Source organism: Streptomyces sp. KR55, assembly GCF_052245645.1.
GTDB classification, from domain to species: domain Bacteria; phylum Actinomycetota; class Actinomycetes; order Streptomycetales; family Streptomycetaceae; genus Streptomyces; species Streptomyces flavusporus.
Genome location: NZ_JBQQCE010000142.1, coordinates 1 through 21,062, shown reverse-complemented (window position 1 = coordinate 21,062; position 21,062 = coordinate 1). Strand labels below are relative to the sequence as shown.

Annotated in this window: 23 protein-coding genes, 1 tRNA gene and 2 pseudogenes; 14 read left to right on the top strand and 12 right to left on the bottom strand. The window is 70.1% G+C overall.

Features of this window, described 5'->3' with window-relative positions; genetic code table 11:
- The 5 genes and pseudogenes from ACTWQJ_RS21675 to ACTWQJ_RS21655 all read left to right on the top strand — a co-directional run.
- Nucleotides 1-226: hypothetical protein (locus ACTWQJ_RS21675; RefSeq protein ID WP_443308266.1), on the top strand; the 226-nt coding region annotated here is incomplete at its 5' end.
- A 163-nt stretch (nt 227-389) separates the two neighbouring features.
- The gene (locus ACTWQJ_RS21670; RefSeq protein WP_443308265.1) at nt 390-833 is read left to right on the top strand and encodes a hypothetical protein; all 444 of its coding nucleotides are present in this window, start codon (nt 390-392) and stop codon (nt 831-833) included.
- 171 nt (nt 834-1,004) lie between these two features.
- Nucleotides 1,005-1,136, top strand: a pseudogene (locus tag ACTWQJ_RS21665) (CBS domain-containing protein); the annotation flags it as partial.
- Nucleotides 1,137-1,278: 142 nt separating this feature from the next.
- The gene (locus ACTWQJ_RS21660) at nt 1,279-1,764 is read left to right on the top strand and encodes a hypothetical protein (protein WP_443308264.1); all 486 of its coding nucleotides are present in this window, start codon (nt 1,279-1,281) and stop codon (nt 1,762-1,764) included.
- A gap of 44 nt (nt 1,765-1,808) precedes the next feature.
- The gene (locus tag ACTWQJ_RS21655; protein WP_443308263.1) at nt 1,809-3,332 is read left to right on the top strand and encodes an SPFH domain-containing protein; all 1,524 of its coding nucleotides are present in this window, start codon (nt 1,809-1,811) and stop codon (nt 3,330-3,332) included.
- Between the two features lie 61 nt (nt 3,333-3,393).
- On the opposite strand, the pseudogene ACTWQJ_RS21650 reads toward ACTWQJ_RS21655, so the two are convergent.
- From ACTWQJ_RS21650 to ACTWQJ_RS21625, 6 genes and pseudogenes are all read right to left on the bottom strand, one after another.
- Nucleotides 3,394-3,561, bottom strand: a pseudogene (locus ACTWQJ_RS21650) (helix-turn-helix domain-containing protein); the annotation flags it as partial.
- A gap of 46 nt (nt 3,562-3,607) precedes the next feature.
- The gene (locus ACTWQJ_RS21645; RefSeq protein WP_443308262.1) at nt 3,608-4,057 is read right to left on the bottom strand and encodes a MerR family transcriptional regulator; all 450 of its coding nucleotides are present in this window, start codon (nt 4,055-4,057) and stop codon (nt 3,608-3,610) included.
- The gene (locus ACTWQJ_RS21640) at nt 4,054-4,389 is read right to left on the bottom strand and encodes a hypothetical protein (RefSeq protein ID WP_443308261.1); all 336 of its coding nucleotides are present in this window, start codon (nt 4,387-4,389) and stop codon (nt 4,054-4,056) included. Before ACTWQJ_RS21640 ends, ACTWQJ_RS21645 begins: the two co-directional genes overlap by 4 nt.
- A 510-nt stretch (nt 4,390-4,899) precedes the next feature.
- Nucleotides 4,900-4,973 (bottom strand) — tRNA-Pro (locus ACTWQJ_RS21635).
- A 34-nt stretch (nt 4,974-5,007) separates the two neighbouring features.
- Complete coding sequence (locus ACTWQJ_RS21630; RefSeq protein ID WP_443308260.1) at nt 5,008-5,802, bottom strand: Pr6Pr family membrane protein; 795 nt, start codon at nt 5,800-5,802, stop codon at nt 5,008-5,010.
- A gap of 155 nt (nt 5,803-5,957) precedes the next feature.
- The gene (locus ACTWQJ_RS21625) at nt 5,958-6,884 is read right to left on the bottom strand and encodes a metallophosphoesterase (RefSeq protein WP_443308259.1); all 927 of its coding nucleotides are present in this window, start codon (nt 6,882-6,884) and stop codon (nt 5,958-5,960) included.
- A 93-nt stretch (nt 6,885-6,977) separates the two neighbouring features.
- On the opposite strand from ACTWQJ_RS21625, the gene ACTWQJ_RS21620 reads away from it, so the two are divergent.
- Nucleotides 6,978-7,442: a GatB/YqeY domain-containing protein gene (locus ACTWQJ_RS21620; RefSeq protein WP_443308258.1), complete on the top strand. Its 465-nt coding sequence runs from the start codon at nt 6,978-6,980 to the stop codon at nt 7,440-7,442.
- Between the two features lie 85 nt (nt 7,443-7,527).
- Here ACTWQJ_RS21620 and ACTWQJ_RS21615 read toward each other — a convergent pair whose 3' ends face one another.
- Nucleotides 7,528-9,804, bottom strand: a complete 2,277-nt coding sequence (locus ACTWQJ_RS21615; protein WP_443308257.1) for a transglycosylase domain-containing protein — start codon at nt 9,802-9,804, stop codon at nt 7,528-7,530.
- 418 nt (nt 9,805-10,222) lie between these two features.
- On the opposite strand from ACTWQJ_RS21615, the gene wblA reads away from it, so the two are divergent.
- Nucleotides 10,223-10,561, top strand: a complete 339-nt coding sequence (wblA, locus tag ACTWQJ_RS21610) for a transcriptional regulator WblA (RefSeq protein ID WP_167529677.1) — start codon at nt 10,223-10,225, stop codon at nt 10,559-10,561.
- Nucleotides 10,562-10,677: 116 nt separating this feature from the next.
- On the opposite strand, the gene ACTWQJ_RS21605 is transcribed toward wblA, so the two are convergent.
- Together ACTWQJ_RS21605 and ACTWQJ_RS21600 are read right to left on the bottom strand one after the other, a co-directional pair.
- On the bottom strand, nt 10,678-12,042 hold the full coding sequence (locus tag ACTWQJ_RS21605) for an ArsA family ATPase (protein WP_443308256.1): 1,365 nt from the start codon (nt 12,040-12,042) through the stop codon (nt 10,678-10,680).
- Complete coding sequence (locus ACTWQJ_RS21600; RefSeq protein WP_443308255.1) at nt 12,039-13,016, bottom strand: ArsA-related P-loop ATPase; 978 nt, start codon at nt 13,014-13,016, stop codon at nt 12,039-12,041. The genes ACTWQJ_RS21605 and ACTWQJ_RS21600 overlap by 4 nt, the downstream gene beginning before the upstream one ends.
- Before the next feature lie 105 nt (nt 13,017-13,121).
- Between ACTWQJ_RS21600 and ACTWQJ_RS21595 the strand changes: the two genes are divergently transcribed.
- Genes ACTWQJ_RS21595 through ACTWQJ_RS21580 form a run of 4 tightly spaced genes read left to right on the top strand, consistent with a single transcriptional unit; the run spans nt 13,122 to nt 15,499 of the window.
- Nucleotides 13,122-13,280 (top strand): DUF4177 domain-containing protein, encoded by a 159-nt coding sequence (locus tag ACTWQJ_RS21595; protein WP_009189813.1) that lies wholly within the window; start codon nt 13,122-13,124, stop codon nt 13,278-13,280.
- Complete coding sequence (locus ACTWQJ_RS21590) at nt 13,277-13,744, top strand: RidA family protein (RefSeq protein WP_129799563.1); 468 nt, start codon at nt 13,277-13,279, stop codon at nt 13,742-13,744. Before ACTWQJ_RS21595 ends, ACTWQJ_RS21590 begins: the two co-directional genes overlap by 4 nt.
- A 58-nt stretch (nt 13,745-13,802) precedes the next feature.
- Complete coding sequence (locus tag ACTWQJ_RS21585) at nt 13,803-14,672, top strand: NUDIX hydrolase (RefSeq protein WP_443308254.1); 870 nt, start codon at nt 13,803-13,805, stop codon at nt 14,670-14,672.
- Nucleotides 14,669-15,499, top strand: a complete 831-nt coding sequence (locus ACTWQJ_RS21580) for an MBL fold metallo-hydrolase (protein ID WP_443308253.1) — start codon at nt 14,669-14,671, stop codon at nt 15,497-15,499. The genes ACTWQJ_RS21585 and ACTWQJ_RS21580 overlap by 4 nt, the downstream gene beginning before the upstream one ends.
- Before the next feature lie 17 nt (nt 15,500-15,516).
- Here the strand turns inward: ACTWQJ_RS21580 and ACTWQJ_RS21575 are convergent, their stop codons facing one another.
- Nucleotides 15,517-16,335, bottom strand: coding sequence for a nucleotidyltransferase domain-containing protein (locus ACTWQJ_RS21575; RefSeq protein ID WP_443308252.1), 819 nt, complete (start codon nt 16,333-16,335; stop codon nt 15,517-15,519).
- 179 nt (nt 16,336-16,514) lie between these two features.
- Entirely contained in the window at nt 16,515-17,189 is a 675-nt protein-coding gene (locus tag ACTWQJ_RS21570) for a Crp/Fnr family transcriptional regulator (protein ID WP_133928442.1), read from the bottom strand.
- 278 nt (nt 17,190-17,467) lie between these two features.
- On the opposite strand from ACTWQJ_RS21570, the gene nth reads away from it, so the two are divergent.
- From nth to ACTWQJ_RS21555, 3 genes are all read left to right on the top strand, one after another.
- Entirely contained in the window at nt 17,468-18,541 is a 1,074-nt protein-coding gene (gene nth, locus ACTWQJ_RS21565; RefSeq protein WP_443308251.1) for an endonuclease III, read from the top strand.
- Between the two features lie 94 nt (nt 18,542-18,635).
- Nucleotides 18,636-19,331, top strand: a complete 696-nt coding sequence (locus ACTWQJ_RS21560; protein WP_443308250.1) for an NUDIX hydrolase — start codon at nt 18,636-18,638, stop codon at nt 19,329-19,331.
- A gap of 78 nt (nt 19,332-19,409) precedes the next feature.
- On the top strand, nt 19,410-20,609 hold the full coding sequence (locus tag ACTWQJ_RS21555) for a MarP family serine protease (RefSeq protein WP_224734533.1): 1,200 nt from the start codon (nt 19,410-19,412) through the stop codon (nt 20,607-20,609).
- Between the two features lie 15 nt (nt 20,610-20,624).
- Here the strand turns inward: ACTWQJ_RS21555 and ACTWQJ_RS21550 are convergent, their stop codons facing one another.
- Complete coding sequence (locus ACTWQJ_RS21550) at nt 20,625-20,804, bottom strand: hypothetical protein (RefSeq protein WP_224734534.1); 180 nt, start codon at nt 20,802-20,804, stop codon at nt 20,625-20,627.
- Between the last annotated feature and the right edge of the window lie 258 nt (nt 20,805-21,062).

The following is a 21,062-nucleotide window of genomic DNA, read 5'->3' as shown; positions in this document are numbered from 1 at the left end:
ATCTTTTCCCCCTGAGCACCTGGTCGCCGCGCTGACCCACCTCCGCGACGACCTGCTGACACACCTCCTGCCACCACGCCGACTGCGCAGCCAACCCCGCGTCGTCAAACGCAAGATGTCCAACTACTACCACCTCAAGAGAGCCGAGCACCGGCACTGGCCCCAGCCGACCCGGACAGCCACCGACGCCGTCGTGATCCACACGCCAAGACCACCAGACCCGTAACGCAACGGCATTGACCCTAGCGAGCGCCCGGAATTCGGCCTTCGCCAGCTCTGTCTCGAGCCGACTGGGGGACGAGCTGTGTCCGGTTGCCGCGGCACCGAAGCCGCAGGGACGTCTGGCGTGTGCCTCTGCTGGGACGGGAAGCACCGAAAGGAAACGAAGCATGATCGAGTGGGTGTCACTCAGCACCGGGGCTCGGCCCGTCCCCCGCCCCGTGCCGACACCCCTGGTGTGGGCCGCGGCCTTCGGCGGCGCGCTGCTGCTGGTGGCACTCCTCAACGCTCTTGTGGGCCCGGACCGGCCCTCGCTCGCCCTGGCCGGGCTTTCCCTGCTGGCCGCGCTGCTGGGACTGTGCGCTCGATTCACCGCGGCCCCCGGCACGGCCCTACTGTGCTGGCTGTTCCTCAACGGCTTCGCCATCCCGCCCGCCGGCACCCTCACCTGGGCCGGGTACCGCGACACGTTCTGGCTCACCTGCCTGCTCGCCGCAACCCTCATCGGTACGGCGCTGGCCCGCCTGACCCACGCTCGCGCCGCCTACCGCCGCATCACCGCGGGAGTTGCCACTGGCGCGGCAGAGCCGGGCGATGGTGCGCGCGACGGCTGATCGACACCGGGGCACACTTCTGAAGCGGATGGTGCGGCCGCAGGAGGAGCGGCTCCTGTGGTTCGGCGGTACGCCCGGGCGTGCCGGCGGCGTCGCGCTCCAGCGGTACGGGCCGGGCCGACCGTCGGTACATCGTGGGCGAGACGGGAGCCGAGTGCGCGGGCGCGTGACTTGGCGGTGGAGTACGAGACGGTCGGTCTGGACAGTGTCGCCCTCGACGCTGCGCGGCTGATGGCCGAGCACCGGCTGCCCGTGCTGCTGGTGGTGGACGAGCAGGGTGCACCCGAGGTGATCCTTCCGGCTCCCAGATGACCAAGACTGTCCTGAGCGCGGCATCAAGGACGCGTACAAGATTGCCGGAACGCGGCAATGAAACGATCCGCCGTCCCGTGTGAGGATCTCACCAAGCCGGAGATCGGCGACGGGTGAGAGGGGGACGGCACGCATGGCCTGGTTTCTCGGACTCGGCATCACGGGGGTCGTGCTGCTCGCCCTGTCGCTGGTCTTCGACGGGGTACTGGACGGCGTGCTCGACGGGTGGCTGTCGCTGCCGGTCGTCGCTGGGTTTGCGGCGATGACCGGCTTCGGCGGGGCCATCGCTCTGGGCGCTACGGACGTCGGCCTCGGGCCCGCTACCGGCGCCGGGGTGTTGTGCGGAATGGGCACGGCTTGGCTGACGTACCGCTTCAGCCGCGTCCTGATGCGCGATCAGACGGCTCGCACCCCGACCGGGGACGACCTGGTGGGTACGTCCGGCAACGTGGTCACGGCCATCTCGGCGGACGGTTACGGCGAGGTGCTGCTCCAACTCGCCGGTCAGCCGGTGAAGTTCGCCGCCCGCAGCGCGGGGCCGGTGGCCCAGGGCGCCGAGGTGTGGGTGGAGGCGGCGCCGTCCGCCACATCGGTCGTGGTCCGCCCGGTGGACCGCTGAACTCCTTTCTCCTTCTTTCTCGTACGTGATTCGGGGGCACTGCCATGAGTCCTGTTGTCGTTGCCGTCGTGGGAGTCGTCGTACTCCTCATACTGCTGGCACTCGTCGTGATCACCCGCTACAAAGTGGCGGGTCCGAGCGAGGCGTTCATCGTCACCGGGCGGCGTGGCAAGAAGGCCACCGATCCGGCGACCGGCCGAGTCTTCACTGACAACAGCGGGCAGAAGGTCGTGGTCGGCGGCGGTGTCTTCGTCGTGCCCTTCGTGCAGCAGAGGTTCACCCTCGACCTGTCCTCGCGGCACATCCCGGTCGCGGTGCGCGGCGCGGTCACCCTGCGCGGAGTGAAGGCCAACCTGGACGGTGTCGCGATCGTCAAGGTCGGCGGCACCGAGGACTCCATCCGCGCCGCCGCCCAGCGGTTTCTGATGCAGCAGGACGGCATCGTCGGCTTCACGCAGGAAGTCCTCTCCGGCGCGCTGCGCGCCATCGTGGGACGGATGTCGGTGGAGGACATCATCCGCGACCGCGCGGCCTTCGCGGGCCAGGTCGCCGAGGAGGCCGAGGCGAGCCTGTCCGGGCAGGGCCTGGTGCTGGACGCCTTCCAGATCCAGGACATCACCACCGAGGGCTCCTATCTGGAGGACCTCGGCCGGCCGGAGGCCGCCCGGGCCAAGCAGGAGGCCGACATCGCCGAGGCCGTCGCCCGGCGGGCCGCCGAGCAGGCGCGGCTGAAGGCCGAGGAGGAAATCGCCGTCGCGCAGCGGACCTTCTACCTCAAGCAGGCCGAGATCAAGGCCGAGACCGACGAGGCCGCGGCCCGCGCGGCGGCGGCCGGTCCGTTGGCCGAAGCGGCGCGGCAGCAGGAGATCCTCACCGAGCAGGAGAAGGTCGCCGAGCGGCAGGCCGCGCTGACCGACCGTCAGCTCGACACCCAGGTTCGCAAGCCCGCCGACGCCCAGCGGTATGCCGCCGAGCAGGAGGCCGAGGCCAAGCGGGTGGCGCGGGTCAAGCAGGCCGAGGCGGAGAAGTCGGCGGGCATCGCGGCCGCGCAGGCGGAGGCGGAGCGGGCCCGGCTGACCGGTGAGGGTGAGAAGCAGCGCCGTAGCGCGCTGGCCGAGGCGGAGGCCGTCGAGGGCCTGAAGCAGGGTGAGGCGGAGCGGGCCCGGCGTGCGGCGATCGCGGAGGCCGTACGGCTGGAGGGTGAGGCTGAGGCGGCGGCGATCGGCGCCAAGGGCGCGGCCGAGGCCGAGGCGATGCGGAAGAAGGCCGACGCGTTCGGGCAGTACGGCGACGCGGCCGTGCTGCAGATGCTCGTCGAGGTGCTGCCGCAGGTCGTGGCCAAGGCGTCTGAGCCGCTCAGCGCGGTGGAGAAGATGACCGTGATCTCCACCGACGGCGCAGGCCGCATCCCGCGCGCGGTGGCCGACAACGTCGCCCAGGGCCTGGAACTGCTCGGCTCCACCACCGGAATCGACCTCGCCGAGCTGCTCAAGGGCATCACTCAGCGCAATGCCGGGACGGGGGACCAGTCGGCACAGCTCAACGGAAAGGTCGAGATCAGCGGCTGACGTTGCTCCGCACCGGACGGCTCGCCTCACCCGCACATGGGTGAGGCGGGTCTGGTGCGTCTCAGATCTCCTGAGCGGGCCAATGCAACAGCCGCGCTCTGATGACGGCCGTCTGGAGCGTGTAACGGTGCATCGGATCGGCGGGGTCGGCCCCCGTCAGTTGGCGGATGCGCTCCAGGCGATAGGTCAGCGCCCGCACGCGCAGCGTCAGTCTGCGGGCAGCCTCAGACTGAGGCCGAGCACCACGAGCAGCAGCTTCTCGGGAGCGGGCCGGATCAGCAGCAGGGGTCGGCATGGCGGTTCCCCTCCGCGAGGTCGACGAACGGCAAGGGACAGCCTGGGCTGGCCGCGCACACGGTCAGATCGTCGCATCCGGCCTCCATAGCGGTGACCAGGGCTGCACGGATGGTGGCCAGGTCGGCGATCTTCGCGTCGACTTCGGCGAGCTTGGCCGCGGCGCGCTGCTGAAGTCCCGCAATGGGCCGACCGTGCCGGTGACGGCCGGCTTCCAGCAGCTCGGCGACCTCATCCAAGGTGAAGCCCAGGCGCTGAGCGGCCTTGATCATCCGGAGCATGGTCACCGCCTCCTGACCGTAGAGGCGATGGCCTCCAGGGCTGCGGTCCGGCTCGGTCAGCAGGCCCCGCCGCTCGTAGTGGCGAAGCGTCTGGACATTCACCCCGGCCGCCCCGGCGACCTCACCGCTGCGCAGTCCCGTGCCATTCATGGCTGCTCCGTGCCCGCGGCCTGGGCTGCCCGAGCCTGGACGGCGTCCAGTGTGGCCTCGTGTGCGCTGTCGACCTCGACGCCCAGCCGGATGCCGCCGGTATCGGCGGAGGTGGTGAAGCTGAAGAACGAACAGCAATCGCTCTCGCGCGCCACCAGGTCACGGACCGTCTCCTCAACCCCCGACCCGCCCTCAAGCACCAGGTCCAGCCTCAGTCGACCGGGCCGGTACACCTCGGTCAGCCGCTCCGCGAACAACGCATCGAACTCCGCGACGCGCAGCGGCTGTTCGGTCGTGGGCAGTGTGCAGGACTGCGGTACCCAGGTCGTCATCGTGACCACTCACGTCATCGAGTCCTCGCACCGCGCGGGCGGGGACGTCTCCGACGGTAAACCCGTACCCGAGTACAGGTTGCAACAGGTGGCAGCAAACCCAATGCCTCCGCGTCGACCGACCAGGGGGCGCGGTGGACCCCTGGCGCGGGGAAGGGAGGAGGGCTGCGGGCAGTGGTGTCTCCGCGGTCCTCGGCTGCGCGTTCGAAACGACCTTGCCGGGGTCGTCTGCGTAGTTGAACTGTCCGACGAGGTCGTTGGAGGAGGCGAAGAACAGCTCGTCGGTGACCTGGTAGATGACGGTGGCGTCGTCACCGACTGCTCATGTTCCCCCGCTGCCCCACCTTGGCATACGCGCCACGAGCCGAGGGCGCATCAGCCACCAGCCGGGGAGCCGCCCTGGGAGCCGGATCCGAAGTCGGCTCCCAAAAGGCTCCCAAACTGGCCTCCGGAACCACTCAGGGGCCCGACCCGCGATGCGGATCAGGCCCCTGACCTGGTATTTCTCTGTCGGGGTGGCGGGATTTGAACCCACGACCTCTTCGTCCCGAACGAAGCGCGCTGCCAAGCTGCGCTACACCCCGATCGTCGCCGCTTCTCGCGGCGACGACGTTTACTTTAGCCCACCGGTGGCTGGAGACGAAATCCGGTTTTCGCGCGGTGACGGACGGGGTTCGGGCGGGCGTGGTCGAGGGCGATGAGGAGGACGGCCAGGGCGTAGATGGAGAGGCCGAGGAGGAGGGCGTTGCCGAGGACGCCCTTGTAGCCGTGGCGGTCGACGTCGAGGAAGGAGTAGAGGTAGCGGCCGGGGGTGCCGGGGAGCAGGAACTCGCCTCGGGCGAAGGAGAAGGCCAGGTAGGCCAGGGGGCAGAGGAGCCACCCGCTCGCCTGGCGGAGGTGCAGGCGGCCGGGGGTGGTCAGGAACAGCCAGTCCAGCAGGGCCGCGATCGGGACCGCTGTGTGGAGGATGTGGTCGGCGATGGTCTGCAGGGGCGTCGGGGTGGCGTCACCGGTGATCGAGGCCGGCATCGCGAAGGGGCTCGCCTCGTTCGCCAGGAGCAGGTGGTGCACCAGCGCCGCGATCGTGACGTAGAGGAGGGTTGCGCCGGTCAGGGTGGCCGGTAACGGGCGGCGGGCGGTCCAGGAGCGGCGGGCGGAGAGGGTGAAGACCAGCGCCAGCAGGATGCTGCTCTGGATCGTGAAGTGGCTCAGGACCCGGGGTGGGCTGCCGAGGAGCAGGTGGATCGTCACGCCGGTGGTTGCCGCCAGCGCGGTCAGCAGGCGGAAGACTGCCGTCAGGGGGCGGGGTGCGGGCGCCACCACCGCCGTGGCGGGGACGGGGGAGGGCAGCAGCGCGGGCGTGCCCGGGATCGCGGGGAGGCCCGGGATGTCCCTGGGTATCGGGGCGGTCATGCCCTCACGCTAAGCAGATCGGGCAAATGGGGCACTGTGGGTGGCCTGTGTGGGTTAATCGGCCTGGTGCCGGTGGGGATTACTCCGCCCTGCGCCTGTGTGGGGCACCCGCCCTGCGCCTACGTGGGGCACCCGCCCGCCGCACTACGCCTGACCTACACCCGCCCCACCAGCGTCAGCAACGTCGCCTCCGGTGGGCAGGCGAAGCGGACCGGGGTGTATCGGTTGGTGCCGCAGCCTGCCGAGACGTGCAGGAAGGCGGTGCGGTCCTCCACCGTGTGCGTCGACAGGCCCTTCACGCGGTCGGTGTCCAGGTCGCAGTTGGTGACGAAGGCGCCGTAGAAGGGGAGGCAGAGCTGGCCGCCGTGGGTGTGGCCGGCCAGGATCAGGGGGTAGCCGTCGGCCGTGAAGGCGTCCAGGCTGCGCAGGTACGGGGCGTGGACCACGCCGATGGAGAAGTCGGCCGACCCGGAGGGGCCGCCGGCGACCTGTGCGTAACGGTCCCGCTTGATGTGCGGGTCGTCCACGCCCGTCAGCTCCACCGAGACGCCGTCGGCCTTCAGTGTGCCCCGCGTGTTCGTCAGATTCAGCCAGCCTGCCGCGTCGAAACCGTCCCGCAGTTCCTCCCACGGGTTGTGGACCACGCCGACGGCGGGCGCGTTGCCGTTCAGGCCGTGGCGGCCCTGCGCCTTCTCGATCAGATAGCGGGCGGGGTTGCGAAGCTTGGGGCCGTAGTAGTCGTTGGAGCCGAAGACGTACGCGCCAGGGAACTGCATCAGCGGGCCCAGCGTGTCCAGGACCTCCGGTACGCCTTCCGGGTCCGAGAGGTTGTCGCCCGTGTTGATCACGAAGTCCGGGCGCAGCCCGGCCAGCGAGCGCAGCCAGCGCTGCTTCTTGCGCTGCCCGCTGACCATGTGGATGTCGGAGACGTGCAGCACACGCAGCGGGCGCATGCCCTCGGGCAGTACCGGGACGGTGACCCGGCGGAGGCGGAAGGAACGGGCCTCGAACCCAGCCGAGTAGAGGAGACCGGCGGCCGCGACCGCCGTGATGCCGAGGGGTACTCCGTATCGCGCGCGCATGGCTCCATCGTGTCAGACCGGCCCGGGCGCCGCGCCCGGCCGTCCCTTAAATCAACAGGCGTCCGGCCGCCCACACCTGCGACAATCGACCCCATGACCACGCTCAAGTCGAAGCTGCAGGAAGACCTCAACGCCGCGATCAAGGAGCGCGACGAGCTCCGCTCCTCGACGCTCCGGCTGACGCTCGCCGCGATCACCAAGGAGGAGGTCGCGGGCAAGGAGAAGCGCGAGCTCTCCGACGAGGAGGTCACGAAGGTGATCACCCGCGAGGCGAAGAAGCGGCGCGAGGCCGCCGACGCCTTTGCGCAGGGCGGTCGCCCCGAGCAGGCGGAGCGGGAGAAGGCGGAGGGCGAGGTGCTCGCCGCGTACCTGCCCAAGCAGCTGTCCGACGAGGAGCTGAACCGGATCGTCGCCCAGGCGGTCGAGGAGGCGAAGGCGTCCGGCGCAGAGGGGCCGCGGGCCATGGGCGCGGTCATGAAGATCGTGAACCCGAAGGTCGCCGGGCAGGCGGAGGGCGGTCGCGTCGCCGCCGCGGTGAAGAAGCTCCTCGCGGGCTGAAGTCGTAAACGGGCTGTACGCCGATGGGGGCGCCCCTCCTCAGGAAGGGCGCCCCCATTGCCGTACTACCGCCTCGGCCGGCCCGTCACGGCCAGTTCCCCCCGTTGTTGTTGCCGTTGTTGCCGCCGTTGTCGCCGCCCTGGATCCAGCCCTCGGGGATGGAGAAGGAGGGCGTCGGGAAGGTGCCGCCGTCCTCGCCGCCGGTCAGGCCGCCGATGCCGTTGTCGCCGTTGCCGTTGTCGTTGTCCTCGTCGTTGCGGTCACCGCGGTCCTCGTCCTCGTCGTCGCCCTCGGGGATGTCGACGAGGTTGAAGGACCCGGCTTCCTTGCCGACGAGGGCGCCGGACATGGCGTCCCGCCAGATGGGGCCCGGCACCTGGCCGCCGTAGACCTTGTCGTGCCAGACGCCGCCGATGGAGATGCCCTCCATCTTCACCTGCTGGGTGGCGCTGCCGACCCAGACCGCGCCGGCCAGGTTCGGTGTGTAGCCGACGAACCAGGCGTTCTTGCGCTCGTCCGTCGTACCCGTCTTACCGGCGCTGTCCCGGTCGGTGAGGCCGGCCTCCTGGCCGGTACCGGAGTCGACCACACCCTGCAGCAGGGTGTTGACGGTGTCGGCCGTCTCCTCGGACATGGCCCGCGAGCAGGTCGACTTCGGCACCTCCAGCGACTTCTGCTGCTGGCCGATCTTCTGGGTGATCGACTCGATGGCGATCGGCGTGCAGTACATACCGCGCGAGGCGAAGGCGGCGTACGCGGACGCCATCGTCAGCGGGGAGATGCCCTTGGAGCCGAGGGAGATGGCGGGGACCTCGGGGAGCTTCTCGCCGTTGCCCTGCACGACATGCAGGTTGTCGGTCATCTTCACGACCGGGCAGAGACCGATGTCGGAGATCATCTGGACGAAGTAGGTGTTGACCGACTTCTCCATCGCCTCCCTCAGGCGGTACGGGCCGACCTCCGACTCGTCCTCGTTCTCCACGGTCGCCTTCTGCGGGCCCCCGTTCACCCACGGCTTGCCGGAACACGTCTGGACGGGGCTCGGGTAATCCATGTCGTACGGCGCCGCGTACTCCTGCGTCACCGGCCGCCCCTCCTCCAGCGCGGCCGCCGCGACGAACGGCTTGAAGGTCGAACCGGTCGGGAAGCCGTAGTTCGAGCCGCCCATGGAGGCGTCGACCGAGTAGTTGTACTCGGTCTCGTTCTTGCCGTAGCCGAACGGCTTCGACTGGCCCATGCCGAGGATCCTGCCGGTGCCGGGTTCGACGAGGGTGGCGGCCGCGGCGACCTGGTCGTCCTGGTTGACGTGGTCCTTGAGCGAGTCCTGGACCGACTCCTGCGCCTGCGGGTCGAGGGTCGTACGGATCGTCAGTCCGCCCTGGTTCCAGATCTTCGCCCGCTCCTCCTTGGTCTTGCCGAAGACCGGGTCGTTCTTGAAGACCTTCTCGACGTACTTGCAGAAGAAACTGGCGCCCTTGACCGCGGTGATGCAGCCGTTCTGCGGCCGGCTGACCTTCAGGCCCAGCGGCTGCTCCTTGGCCTCGTCGGCCTCCGCCTGGGAGATGTTGCCGACGTCGGCCATCCGCTGCAGCACGACGTTGCGCCGCTTGGTGGCCTCCGCCTCGTCGTTCACCGGGTCGTACCGGCTGGGCGACTGGACGATGCCGGCGAGCAGCGCCGACTCCTGGAGGTCGAGGTCCTTGGCCGACTTGGAGAAGTAGCGCTGGGAGGCGGCCTCGACGCCGTAGGCCTGCTGGCCGAAGAAGGTGATGTTCAGGTAGTTCTCGAGGATCTTCTTCTTGCCCAGCTCCTCCTCGACCTGGATCGCGTACTTCAGTTCGCGGATCTTGCGGCCGAGGGTCTGCTGGGTGGCCTGCGCGACCTTCGTCGGGTCGTCGCCGGCCTCTTCCACGAAGACGTTCTTCACATACTGCTGGGTGAGTGTGGACGCGCCCTCGGCCACGCCACCGCTCTGCGCGTTGCGGTTGAGGGCACGCAGGACGCCCTTCAGGTCGACCGCGCCGTGCTGGTAGAAGCGCGCGTCCTCGATGGCGACGATCGCCTTCTGCATGTACGGCGAGACGTCCTTGAGATCGACCACCGTGCGGTCGCGCGAGTACACCGTGGCGATGCGGTCGCCCTTGGCATCGAGGATCGTGGTGCGCTGGCTGAGCGGCGGGGTCTTCATGTTCGCCGGGAGCTCGTCGAAGCTCTCCACCGAGCCCTTTGCCGCAAGGCCCAGCGCGCCGACGGCGGGCAGCGCGATGCCGGCCATGACGGCTCCCGCGAGCACACTGACACCGAGGAACTTGGCGGCCTGCTGCGTTGGCGACAGACCACCGCCCGAGCGCTTCTTTGGCATGAGGGCAGCCTACGTTCTCATTCGCCGGACACGCGTATATGCCTTGGCCTAAGCTGCTCTCAACTGTCACAGCAGTAGGGCCACGTATCAATACGTCCGGCGACCCCGAATCGTTCCGGATCCTCTCGGTCTTTTTTGCCGGGGTGTGTTGGGCACGTGTCCGAATCCGCCTTGTGTGTCACCTGGCGTCCGTTGTGACTCAGCTGAACCGTCCCGGATTGTCGGGATTGTCGCGCATGTCGCGGGCTCACTCCCCCGGGTGATCTGCCGCTTACCCATAGTCCGTTCGGGCCATTCAAGATTGGGCCCGAAGGGGGTGTTGCGCTGTGCCCACCTTCCGTAACGTCCTCAACTGGCGGCGGTGAATATGCCGCTGCCGCCGTGGGGGAGCCTCGATTCGGGAGAGGACGGCGCCGGTATGGGCTGGGTAACCGACTGGAGTGCGCAGGCGGCCTGCCGCACTACCGATCCGGATGAACTGTTCGTTCAGGGAGCAGCGCAGAACAGGGCCAAGGCGGTGTGCACCGGATGCCCGGTACGCACCGAATGTCTGGCCGATGCGCTCGACAACCGCGTCGAGTTCGGCGTGTGGGGAGGCATGACGGAACGGGAACGCCGCGCACTGCTGCGCAGGCGGCCCACTGTCACTTCATGGCGCCGGCTCCTCGAGACCGCGCGTACGGAGTACGAGCGCGGGGCCGGCCTCGTGCCCCTCGACGACGACGAGGTGTACGAGAACTACGCGGCGGTGAGCTGAGGGCGTCCCCTCCGGGGTTTCCCTCCGGCGGTCTCTCCGACGGTCGGGGACTGGTCCCCTCATGGGGCGGGGCTGTACCTCCTCATGTGTCGCCGTCAGGCACTCATGCGCTGCTGTCAGACCACGCGGACCTCGCCGTCAGGCAGCTCCGGCCGGTTGGCCGCGAGCCGGTCACCGATGTCCCGCAGTCCCGCGAGGTCATGCACATCGCCGGGCAGCGCGGCCACTTCGGCCACCGCCACCTCGGGGTGGAGCGCCGTGAAGCGGTCACGCGTGCGCTGCTCGCGGGCGAGCAGCTGCATACGCTCCGCGTGCAGCCTCAGCAGGCCCGCGGTGAGCTGGTCGACGGATCGCTCCGAGTCCGGGTCGGCGGGGGAGCCGTCGTCCGTGACGGTGGGGGAACCTTCGTCCGGAGCAGCCGGTGGGTCGGAAGCGGGAGATTCTGAACTGTCGTACGTGTCGGGAGAGTTACGAAGACCAGCTTTCCCTCCCCCCTGATCCACAATGCGGGGCTCCTCAAGATTTTCCGCGGCGGCGAGCGCCCGTTCGGCCGACAGCCGGAAGGCGCCGCTGCCGTGGACCCGGTTGAGCACCAGACCGGCCAGCGGCATGTCCTCGGCGGCCAGCCGCTCCACGAAGTACGCGGCCTCCCGCAGCGCGTCCCGCTCCGGGGCCGCCACCACGAGGAACGCCGTGCCGGGCGCCTGGAGCAGCTTGTACGTCGCGTCCGCGCGCGTACGGAAGCCGCCGAACATGGAGTCCATCGCCGCCACGAACGTCTGTACGTCCTTCAGCAGCTGACCGCCGAGCAGCTTCCCCAGGGCGCCGGTCATCATCGACATGCCGACGTTCAGGAACTTCATCCCTGCCCTGCCGCCGACCTTCGCCGGGGCCAGCAGGACGCGGATCAGCTTGCCGTCGAGGAAGGAACCGAGCCGCTTGGGCGCGTCCAGGAAGTCCAGCGCCGAACGGGACGGCGGCGTGTCGACGACGATCAGGTCCCACTCGTGCCGGGCCCGCAGCTGGCCCAGCTTCTCCATCGCCATGTACTCCTGCGTGCCCGCGAAGCCCGCCGAGAGCGACTGGTAGAAGGGGTTCGACAGGATCGCGGACGCCCGGTCGGGATCCGCGTGCGCCTCGACGATCTCGTCGAAGGTGCGCTTCATGTCGAGCATCATGGCGTGCAGTTCGCCCTCGCCGTCGATGCCCTTCACCCGGCGCGGGGTGTTGTCGAGGGAGTCGATGCCCATGGACTGCGCCAGCCGGCGCGCCGGGTCGATGGTGAGGACGACGACCTTCCGGCCGCGCTCGGCGGCCCTGAGGCCCAGCGCCGCCGCCGTGGTGGTCTTGCCGACCCCGCCCGAGCCGCAGCACACCACGATGCGGGTCTGTGGGTCGTCGAGGAGCGGATCGACGTCGAGCACGCGCGCGGGGGAGAGATGGCGGGCGCCTTCCGCGGCGTGGGCCGGGTCCGGACTCATGCGATCCCCTGCTTCCGCAGTTCGTTGGCCAGTTCGTACAGGCCCGCCAGGTCCATGCCCTCGGCGAGCAGCGGCAGTTCGTGCAGCGGCAGGCCCAGCTCGCCCAGGGCGGCGCGCTGTTCGTGCTCCAGCAGGTACCGCTCGGCATACTCCTCGGCCTGCGCCAGCAGCGGGTCCACGAGCTTCTCGGCGTTCTGCCCCCGGCGCGCCCCGCCGAGCCCGGCGGCCGACAGCGACCGCGCGATGTCGGTCCGCGGAACGGTCCGTACGCACTCCAGGTCGGCCGCGTCGAGCACCCCGGGCCGCACCATGTTCACGATGACCCGCCCGACCGGCAACCGCGCGGCCCGCAACTCGGCGATCCCGTCCGCTGTCTCCTGGACGGGCATCTCCTCCAGGAGCGTCACCAGATGAACCGCCGTCTCCGGTGATTTCAGCACCCGCATCACGGCCTGCGCCTGATTGTGTATCGGCCCGACCTTGGCGAGCCCGGCGACCTCGTCGTTGACGTTGAGGAAGCGGGCGATACGCCCGGTGGGCGGCGCGTCCATCACGACGTAGTCGTACACGAACCGCCCCGACCTGTCCTTGCGCCGGACCGCCTCGCACGCCTTGCCGGTCAGGAGTACGTCGCGCAGACCGGGTGCGATGGTGGTGGCGAAGTCGATGGCGCCGAGCTTCTTCAGGGCCCGTCCGGCACTGCCCATCTTGTAGAACATCTGGAGATAGTCCAGAAGGGCCAGTTCGGGATCGATGGCGAGGGCGTACACCTCCCCGCCGCCCGGAGCTACGGCGATCTTCCGTTCCTCATAGGGCAGCGCCTCCGTTTCGAAGAGCTGTGCGATGCCCTGCCGACCCTCGACCTCGACGAGAAGCGTCCGCTTCCCTTCCGTGGCCAGAGCCAGCGCGAGGGCTGCGGCGACCGTCGTCTTGCCGGTCCCGCCCTTGCCGCTGACGACCTGGAGCCTGCTCACGTCTTCGAGCGTAACCAGTCCACGCCGGAACCAATCCGGGGCCTGTGGACAACGGCGGCCCCGGCGCCCGCGTACCCCGCCGACCACAGCGGATACAGTCGGCCCATGACCAAGTGGGAATACGCAACCGTGCCGCTGCTCGTCCACGCAACGAAGCAGATTCTGGACACCTGGGGCGAGGACGGCTGGGAGCTCGTCCAGGTGGTGCCCGGACCGAACCCCGAGCAGCTCGTGGCCTACCTGAAGCGGGAGAAGCAGGCGTGAGCGCGGTCGAGGCGAAGCTCGCCGAGCTGGGCCTTGCGCTGCCGGCGGTCGTCCCGCCGCTGGCCGCCTACCAGCCGGCCGTGCAGACCGGGCCGTACGTCTACACTGCCGGCCAGCTGCCGATGGTGGACGGCAAGCTTCCGGTCACCGGCAAGGTCGGCGCGGAGGTCACCCCCGAGGAGGCCAGGGAACTCGCCCGTACCTGCGCCCTGAACGCGCTCGCGGCCGTCAAGTCCGTCGCAGGCGACCTGGACCGCATCGCGCGCGTCGTGAAGGTCGTCGGCTTCGTGGCCTCGGCGTCGGACTTCACGGGGCAGCCGGCCGTCCTCAACGGCGCGAGCGAGCTGCTCGGCGAGGTCCTCGGCGACAAGGGCGTGCACGCGCGCAGCGCGGTCGGCGTGGCGGTACTGCCGCTGGACGCGCCCGTGGAGGTCGAGATCCAGGTGGAGCTCACCCAGCCGTAGCGCCCCAGGCGATCACTGCCTCTCGAACATCCGCTCACCACGGGATAGCCTCGCGCCCATGGCGAACGGTCAGTGGTACCCCGCGGAGTGGCCGGACCGTATCCGCGCGCTTGCGGCGGGCACGCTCACGCCGGTGACCCCGAAGCGCGCGGCCACGGTCATGCTCCTGAAGGACACCGGCACCGGCCCCGCCGTCCACATGCTGCGCCGACGCGCGTCCATGGCCTTCGCCGCGGGCGCGTACGCGTACCCGGGCGGCGGCGTCGACCCGCGCGACGACGAGCACCACGTCGGCTGGGCGGGTCCCACGCGCGCGTGGTGGGCGACACGGCTGGGCGTCGACGAGACGGCCGCCCAGGCGATCGTCTGCGCGGCCGTACGGGAGACGTACGAGGAGGCCGGCGTCCTCTTGGCCGGACCGGCCCCCGACTCGGTCGTCGGCGACACCACGGGCCCGGACTGGGAGGAGGACCGCGCCGCCCTCGTCGCCCGCGACCTCTCCTTCGCGGAGTTCCTGGACCGCCGCGGCCTGGTCCTGCGCTCCGACCTGCTCGGCGCGTGGACCCGCTGGATCACCCCGGAGTTCGAGGCCCGCCGCTACGACACCTGGTTCTTCGTCGCCGCCCTCCCCGAGGGCCAGCGCACCCGCAACGCCTCCACGGAGGCGGACCGCACGGTGTGGATCCGGCCCGCGGAGGCGGCCGCGTCGTACGACAAGGGCGAGCTGCTGATGATGCCGCCCACGATCGCGACCCTGCGGCAGCTGACGGCGTACGGCACGGCCGCCGAGGCGCTCGCCTCGGCCCCGGACCGCGACCTGACGCCCGTCCTGGCGCAGGCCCGTCTGGAGGGCGGCGAGATCGTGCTCGCCTGGCCGGGACACGACGAGTTCACCAAGCACATCCCGACCGGTGGAGCCCCCGCATGACGGACGCAAGCGCCCTTCTCGGTCGGCCGCGCGGCGGGGTCCTCTCCGGCCCCACCACCCTGCGGGCGGTCAACGTCCTCGCGCCCAACGCGTCCGCGATGACCCTGGACGGCACCAACACCTGGATCCTGGCGGAACCCGACTCCTCGGCGGCCGTCGTGATCGACCCGGGCCCCCTGGACGAGGGCCACCTGCGCACCGTCATCGACACCGCCGAACAGACCGGCCGGCGCATCGCCCTGACCCTCCTGACCCACGGTCACCCCGACCACGCGGCGGGCGCCGCCCGCTTCGCCGAGCTGACCGGCACCAAGGTGCGGGCGCTCGACCCGGCGCTGCGGCTGGGCGACGAAGGCCTGGCCGCCGGGAACGTGATCACGGTCGGCGGCCTGGAGCTCAGGGTCGTACCGACGCCGGGCCACACCGCGGACTCCCTCTCCTTCCACCTCCCGGCCGACCGGGCCGTCCTGACCGGCGACACGATCCTGGGGCGCGGTACGACGGTGGTGGCGCACCCCGACGGCCGCCTGGGCGATTATCTGGACTCCCTGCGGCGCCTGAGGTCCCTCACGGTCGACGACGGCGTCCACACGGTGCTCCCGGGCCACGGACCCGTCCTGGACGACGCCCAGGGCGCCGTGGAGTACTACCTCGCCCATCGTGCCCACCGGCTCGCCCAGGTGGAGACGGCCGTCGAGGACGGCTACCGGACGCCGGCCGAGATCGTCGCCCACGTGTACGCGGACGTGGACCGCTCCCTGTGGCCGGCCGCTGAGCTGTCGGTACGGGCGCAGCTGGACTACCTCGAGGAGCACGGGCTCATCTAGCTCGGTGGGCCGACGGCTCAGTCGGGGCGGGGCGCCTTGATGCCGTGCACGCGCGCGTACTCCCCGGCGAGCCACGGCCCGAGGTCGTCGACGTACGACCTGAGAAGGGCAGGGTCTCCGGTTGGCTCGTACCCGGCGACGGCCGCGGTGTTCATCTGTTCCGCGTGCGTGGGGTGGTACGCGCCGAAGATCTCGGCCATCTCCGTCAGATCGCTGGTCCAGCCACCCCAGTGGGGCATGACGAGCGTGAAGCCGGTGCGGACGAGATGCCGGGACATGAAGCGCACGAGCGGCCGACGGGCCTCGTCCGTGTCGGCGGCGGCGATCCGCTCGCGCCAGCGGGGCAGGAGGAGGGCGAGATCACCGTTGGTCTCGCGGGCGAGGAGGCTGTCGGGCCGGTACCGTGGCAGGTGCTCGGCGAGATCCTCCCCGAGCAGCGGCGTGCACAGACAGGCGACGAACCAGCCCAGGTCGTGCCTCTCCAGCTCGCTCAGCAGCCGCGTACGGCTGTACAGCAGCGTCCCCGCCCCGTCGATCTCGGGGAACTCCCTGTCGAGGGCCTCGCCCAGGGCACGGGCGGCGGCGCGGTCCGCGTCACCGGGCTCCTCCCACAGGGCGACCAGCAGATCCAGGTCGCTGCGCCCCACGCGCGCGGTGCCGCGCGGAATCGACCCGTAGAGGTACGCGCTGTGCAGCCGTGTCCCGAAGACGTCCGGCAGCCCGTCCCGGGCGGCGGCGACGACGGGACGGAAGGGGGACTGGACGCGCTCGAGGGAGCCCTCGCGGGTGAGGTAGCCCTGGGGGTCGAGGCCTTTGGGGAGATGGGGCTTGGACATTGGCCCACTGTGCCGTGACGTGAGCTTCGGGGCAGTTCATTTTCGGGCGCCGGTCAGCTCATTCAGCCCTTCTGGGGTGCCCCCTCTGGGGGAGTTTGAGGACGAGGCCGTTCAGACTGAAGCGGGGATCTGGGGGCGGCAGCCCCCAGGACGACGACCACAACGTGGCCTGCCGACGCTCAGCGCGAGCGCTTCGCCAGCCTCTCCACGTCCAGCAGAATCACCGCACGCGCCTCCAGGCGGAGCCACCCGCGCTGGGCGAAGTCCGCCAGCGCCTTGTTGACCGTCTCGCGGGACGCGCCGACCAGCTGGGCCAGCTCCTCCTGCGTCAGGTCGTGGACGACGTGGATGCCCTCCTCGGACTGGACGCCGAACCGGCGGGAGAGGTCCAGCAGGGCGCGGGCCACACGGCCCGGGACGTCCGAGAAAACGAGGTCGGACATTGCGTCGTTGGTCTTGCGCAGCCGACGGGCGACGGCACGCAGCAGCGCGGAGGCGACCTCGGGGCGGGCGTTCAGCCAGGGCTGGAGGTCGCCGTGGCCGAGGCCGAGCAGCTTGACCTCGGTGAGCGCGGTGGCGGTCGCGGTACGCGGGCCCGGGTCGAAGAGCGACAGTTCGCCGATGAGCTCGCTCGGTCCGACGACGGCCAGCATGTTCTCGCGGCCGTCGGGGGATGTGCGGTGAAGCTTGACCTTGCCCTCGGTGACCACGTAGAGCCGGTCGCCCGGGTCGCCCTCGTGGAACAGGGAGTCACCCCTTGCGAGGGTCACCTCACTCATGGAGGCGCGCAGCTCCGCGGCCTGCTCGTCGTCGAGCGCCGCGAAGAGCGGATTGCGCCGCAGAACGTCGTCCACGAGTTCTCTCCTTGTCGACCTGCTCAGGGGAATCTTGCTCCCCCGTGTGTACCAGGGGACCCTGGTGCCCATTTTGCCGGACGGACCAAACAGTGTGATCTGTCACAAGGATGCCGCACGGCTGTCCCCAGGTAAGCGGCAGGGGTCCAATTGGGCGCCGATCTTCGGGGTCCAGGGCGGATGTCGGTGCAGGGCCTTAGGCTGGCCGAGTGTCCAAATAGCCGGTGAGAGCACAGGCCTAGGGGGCTGCACGGGTGGTTGTACGTCGGGATTCTGCCGTGGGCGAACAGGAGCCCGATGGCGGAAAGAAAGCGGCAAAAGCGACAAAAGGGGCGTCGGTAAAAAGCGCGACCGAGAAGAAGGCGACCGCGAAGAAGGCGCCGGCGAAGAAGGCCGCCGCGAAGAAGGCAACGGCTAAGAAGGCGCCCGCGAAGAAGTCCGCGGCCGCCGGGACGGCCACCGCCATGGCCCGGAAGGCGACCCTCGGGCGGAAGAAGGCCGTCGTCGCCCCCAAGAAGGCCTCCGCCGCCGTCAAGAAGGCCCCGCCCGCGAAGACCGTCGCCCCGAAGCCGCCCAGCAACGAGTCCCGTACGGCCCTGGTCCGCCGCGCCCGCCGCATCAACCGCGAGCTCGCCGAGGTCTACCCGTACGCGCATCCGGAGCTCGATTTCGAGAACCCCTTCCAGCTCCTGGTCGCCACAGTCCTGTCCGCCCAGACCACGGACCTGCGCGTCAACCAGACGACCCCGGCCCTGTTCGCCAGGTACCCGGGCCCCGAGGACCTGGCCGCCGCCAACCCGGAGGAGGTCGAGGAGATCCTGCGGCCGTGCGGATTCTTCCGGGCCAAGACCAAGTCGGTGATGGGGCTGTCGAAGGCGTTGGTGGAGGAGTTCGGCGGCGAGGTTCCCGGACGGCTCGAGGACCTCGTGAAGCTGCCCGGCGTCGGCCGCAAGACCGCGTTCGTGGTGCTCGGCAACGCCTTCGGCCGTCCCGGCATCACCGTGGACACGCACTTCCAGCGGCTGGTGCGACGCTGGCAGTGGACCGAGGAGACCGACCCGGACAAGATCGAGGCCGCCGTCGGCGCGCTCTTCCCCAAGAGCGAGTGGACGATGCTCTCGCACCATGTGATCTTCCACGGCCGCCGTATCTGCCACTCCCGCAAGCCCGCCTGCGGCGCCTGCCCCATCGCCCCGCTCTGCCCGGCGTACGGCGAGGGCGAGACGGACCCGGAGAAGGCGAAGAAGCTGCTCAAGTACGAGAAGGGCGGCTATCCCGGCCAGCGGCTGAAGCCCCCGCAGGCCTATCTGGACGCGGGCGGCAAGCCGGCCCCGTCGCTGGGGGCCGGATGACGGGAGAAGCGGCGCACACTGCACAGACCTCGGAGCGGCCGGAACGATCTCGGTGCCGTCCGGCGTTGGACGTAAACGGACGACGGGGGTGGCGATGACACGTGCGAGTCATACTCAGGGCGGTTCGGTGACGCTCAGCAAGGAGGGTCTGCCCGCCTGGCTGGACCCGGTGGTGCACGCTGTGGAGACGGTCGAGCCGTTGCAGCTGAGCCGCTTCCTGCCGCCGACGGACGGCGCCGGCCGCCAGTCCGCCGTACTCATCCTGTTCGGCGAGGGCGAGCGCGGCCCCGAGCTGCTGCTGATGGAGCGGGCGAGCTCACTGCGCTCGCATGCCGGTCAGCCCTCCTTCCCCGGCGGTGCTCTCGACCCCGAGGACGGCGACCCCACGGCGGACGGGCCGCTGTGGGCCGCTCTCCGCGAGGCCGAGGAGGAGACCGGCCTCGACCCGTCCGGTGTGCAGCTGTTCGGTGTGCTGCCCAAGCTCTACATCCCGGTCAGCGGATTCGTCGTCACGCCGGTACTCGGCTGGTGGCGCGAGCCGAGCCCGGTCGGCGTCGTGGACCCGAACGAGACGGCGCGGGTCTTCACGGTTCCCGTGGCGGATCTCACGGACCCCGCCCACCGTGCGACCGCCGTTCACCCCAGCGGTCACCGGGGCCCGGCATTTCTGGTCGAATCGGCCCTGGTGTGGGGCTTCACAGCCGGAATCATCGACCGTCTGCTGCACTTCGCGGGCTGGGAGAAGCTGTGGGACCCCGACAAGCAGGTCCCGCTGGACTGGCGGTCATGACAGGGTGGCCCTCGTGCTGTTGCCGGGCCCCCGGCCGACCTGGAGTGACCGCGAAGTGATGAGGCGAGGCTTGAAGCGGTGAACGTGCTGGACATCCTGTTGCTGGTCGCCGCCGTGTGGTTTGCGATCGTGGGCTACCGCCAGGGCTTCGTCGTCGGCATCCTGTCGGTGATCGGCTTCCTGGGCGGCGGTCTCGTCGCCGTCTACACACTGCCCGTCATCTGGGACGCGCTCACCGACAACTCCGAGGTGAACACGACCGCCGCCGTGGTCGCCGTCGTCGTCGTGATCGTCTGTGCCTCGGTCGGCCAGGCCCTGACCACTCACCTCGGCAACAAGCTGCGCCGGTACATCACCTGGTCTCCGGCCCGCGCCCTGGACGCGACCGGCGGCGCCTTGGTCAACGTCGTCGCCATGCTGCTGGTGGCGTGGCTGATCGGCTCGGCGCTGGCCGGTACCACGCTGCCGACCCTCGGCAAGGAGGTGCGCAACTCCAAGGTGCTGCTCGGGGTGTCCCGGGCCCTGCCCGCACAGGCCGACACCTGGTTCGCGGACTTCTCCTCGGTCCTTGCGCAGAACGGCTTCCCACAGGTCTTCAGCCCGTTCTCGAACGAGCCGATCACCGACGTCCAGCCCCCGGACCCCGCCCTCGCGAACAGTGCCGTCGCAGCCCGCGCCCAGCGCTCCATCGTCAAGGTGATGGGCACCGCCCAGAGCTGCGGCAAGGTCCTGGAGGGCACCGGCTTCGTCTTCGACGAGCGCCGGGTCATGACCAACGCGCATGTCGTCGGGGGCGTCGACGAGCCCACCGTCCAGATAGGCGGCGAGGGCAGGCGGTACGACGCGACGGTCGTCCTGTACGACTGGGAGCGCGACATCGCCGTACTCGACGTACCCGACCTGGACGCGCCCGCCCTCGAGTTCACCTCCGAGGACGCGGCCAGCGGCGACAGCGCGATCGTCGCGGGCTTCCCGGAGAACGGCGCGTACGACGTGCGCTCCGCGCGCGTACGCGGGCGCATAACGGCCAACGGACCGGACATCTACCACCGGGGCACGGTCCGCCGTGATGTCTACTCGCTGTACGCGATCGTCCGCCAGGGCAACTCCGGCGGCCCGCTGCTCACGCCCGAAGGCAAGGTCTACGGCGTGGTCTTCGCGAAGTCCCTCGACGACGCCGAGACGGGATACGCGCTGACCGTGGACGAGATCCGCGAGGACATCACCAAGGGGCGTACGGCCAACCAGCAGGTGGGCAGCGACAGCTGCGCCCTGTGAGGGCCGTTTGAGCGATCAGCCGCGCGGGTGACGCAGGCGCATCGAGACCCAGCGCGCACGCCGGCGCAGAATGCGCGGGATGCCCACCCTGAGTTCCGTGCCCGCCAGTTGCGGGGTGCCCCGCTGGTGGGAGCTCAGGCCATTGCCCGAGCGGCGAGTGCGTGCTGCGTCACTGTAGTCGTGCGTCCAGCCCATACCCCGACGTGTGCCCCTGGCCCAAGGTCGATAACCGCCCCAGGAGCGCCCAATTGGCCTATGCGCCAGGCATTTGGCTGTTCGTAGTACAGGCGTTCAGAACCGCATACCGGGCGCATCGGCTCGGTCACCGATCGGGTTCGGGGTCTTTCAGCCGGCCGGGCCGCAGCCCCGGCGCGCTTCATCGGTCGGGCTCGGGATCCTGCAGCCAGTTGACGAGCTCGGAGGAGAACGCCACCGGGTCCTCCTCGTGCGGGA

What these genes read in the sequence shown, in the direction of transcription:
- ACTWQJ_RS21625 (WP_443308259.1), bottom strand. Translation starts at nt 6,884, where the DNA reads ATGCGCGCGCGATACGGAGTACCCCTCGGCATCACGGCGGTCGCGGCC.
- ACTWQJ_RS21605 (WP_443308256.1), bottom strand. Translation starts at nt 12,042, where the DNA reads ATGAGTCCGGACCCGGCCCACGCCGCGGAAGGCGCCCGCCATCTCTCC.
- ACTWQJ_RS21550 (WP_224734534.1), bottom strand. Translation starts at nt 20,804, where the DNA reads ATGGGCTGGACGCACGACTACAGTGACGCAGCACGCACTCGCCGCTCG.
- ACTWQJ_RS21670 (WP_443308265.1), top strand. Translation starts at nt 390, where the DNA reads ATGATCGAGTGGGTGTCACTCAGCACCGGGGCTCGGCCCGTCCCCCGC.
- wblA (WP_167529677.1), top strand. Translation starts at nt 10,223, where the DNA reads ATGGGCTGGGTAACCGACTGGAGTGCGCAGGCGGCCTGCCGCACTACC.
- ACTWQJ_RS21585 (WP_443308254.1), top strand. Translation starts at nt 13,803, where the DNA reads ATGGCGAACGGTCAGTGGTACCCCGCGGAGTGGCCGGACCGTATCCGC.
- ACTWQJ_RS21645 (WP_443308262.1), bottom strand. Translation starts at nt 4,057, where the DNA reads ATGAATGGCACGGGACTGCGCAGCGGTGAGGTCGCCGGGGCGGCCGGG.
- ACTWQJ_RS21580 (WP_443308253.1), top strand. Translation starts at nt 14,669, where the DNA reads ATGACGGACGCAAGCGCCCTTCTCGGTCGGCCGCGCGGCGGGGTCCTC.
- ACTWQJ_RS21560 (WP_443308250.1), top strand. Translation starts at nt 18,636, where the DNA reads ATGACACGTGCGAGTCATACTCAGGGCGGTTCGGTGACGCTCAGCAAG.
- ACTWQJ_RS21575 (WP_443308252.1), bottom strand. Translation starts at nt 16,335, where the DNA reads ATGTCCAAGCCCCATCTCCCCAAAGGCCTCGACCCCCAGGGCTACCTC.
- ACTWQJ_RS21640 (WP_443308261.1), bottom strand. Translation starts at nt 4,389, where the DNA reads ATGACGACCTGGGTACCGCAGTCCTGCACACTGCCCACGACCGAACAG.
- ACTWQJ_RS21655 (WP_443308263.1), top strand. Translation starts at nt 1,809, where the DNA reads ATGAGTCCTGTTGTCGTTGCCGTCGTGGGAGTCGTCGTACTCCTCATA.
- ACTWQJ_RS21630 (WP_443308260.1), bottom strand. Translation starts at nt 5,802, where the DNA reads ATGACCGCCCCGATACCCAGGGACATCCCGGGCCTCCCCGCGATCCCG.
- ACTWQJ_RS21615 (WP_443308257.1), bottom strand. Translation starts at nt 9,804, where the DNA reads ATGCCAAAGAAGCGCTCGGGCGGTGGTCTGTCGCCAACGCAGCAGGCC.
- ACTWQJ_RS21620 (WP_443308258.1), top strand. Translation starts at nt 6,978, where the DNA reads ATGACCACGCTCAAGTCGAAGCTGCAGGAAGACCTCAACGCCGCGATC.
- ACTWQJ_RS21660 (WP_443308264.1), top strand. Translation starts at nt 1,279, where the DNA reads ATGGCCTGGTTTCTCGGACTCGGCATCACGGGGGTCGTGCTGCTCGCC.
- ACTWQJ_RS21595 (WP_009189813.1), top strand. Translation starts at nt 13,122, where the DNA reads ATGACCAAGTGGGAATACGCAACCGTGCCGCTGCTCGTCCACGCAACG.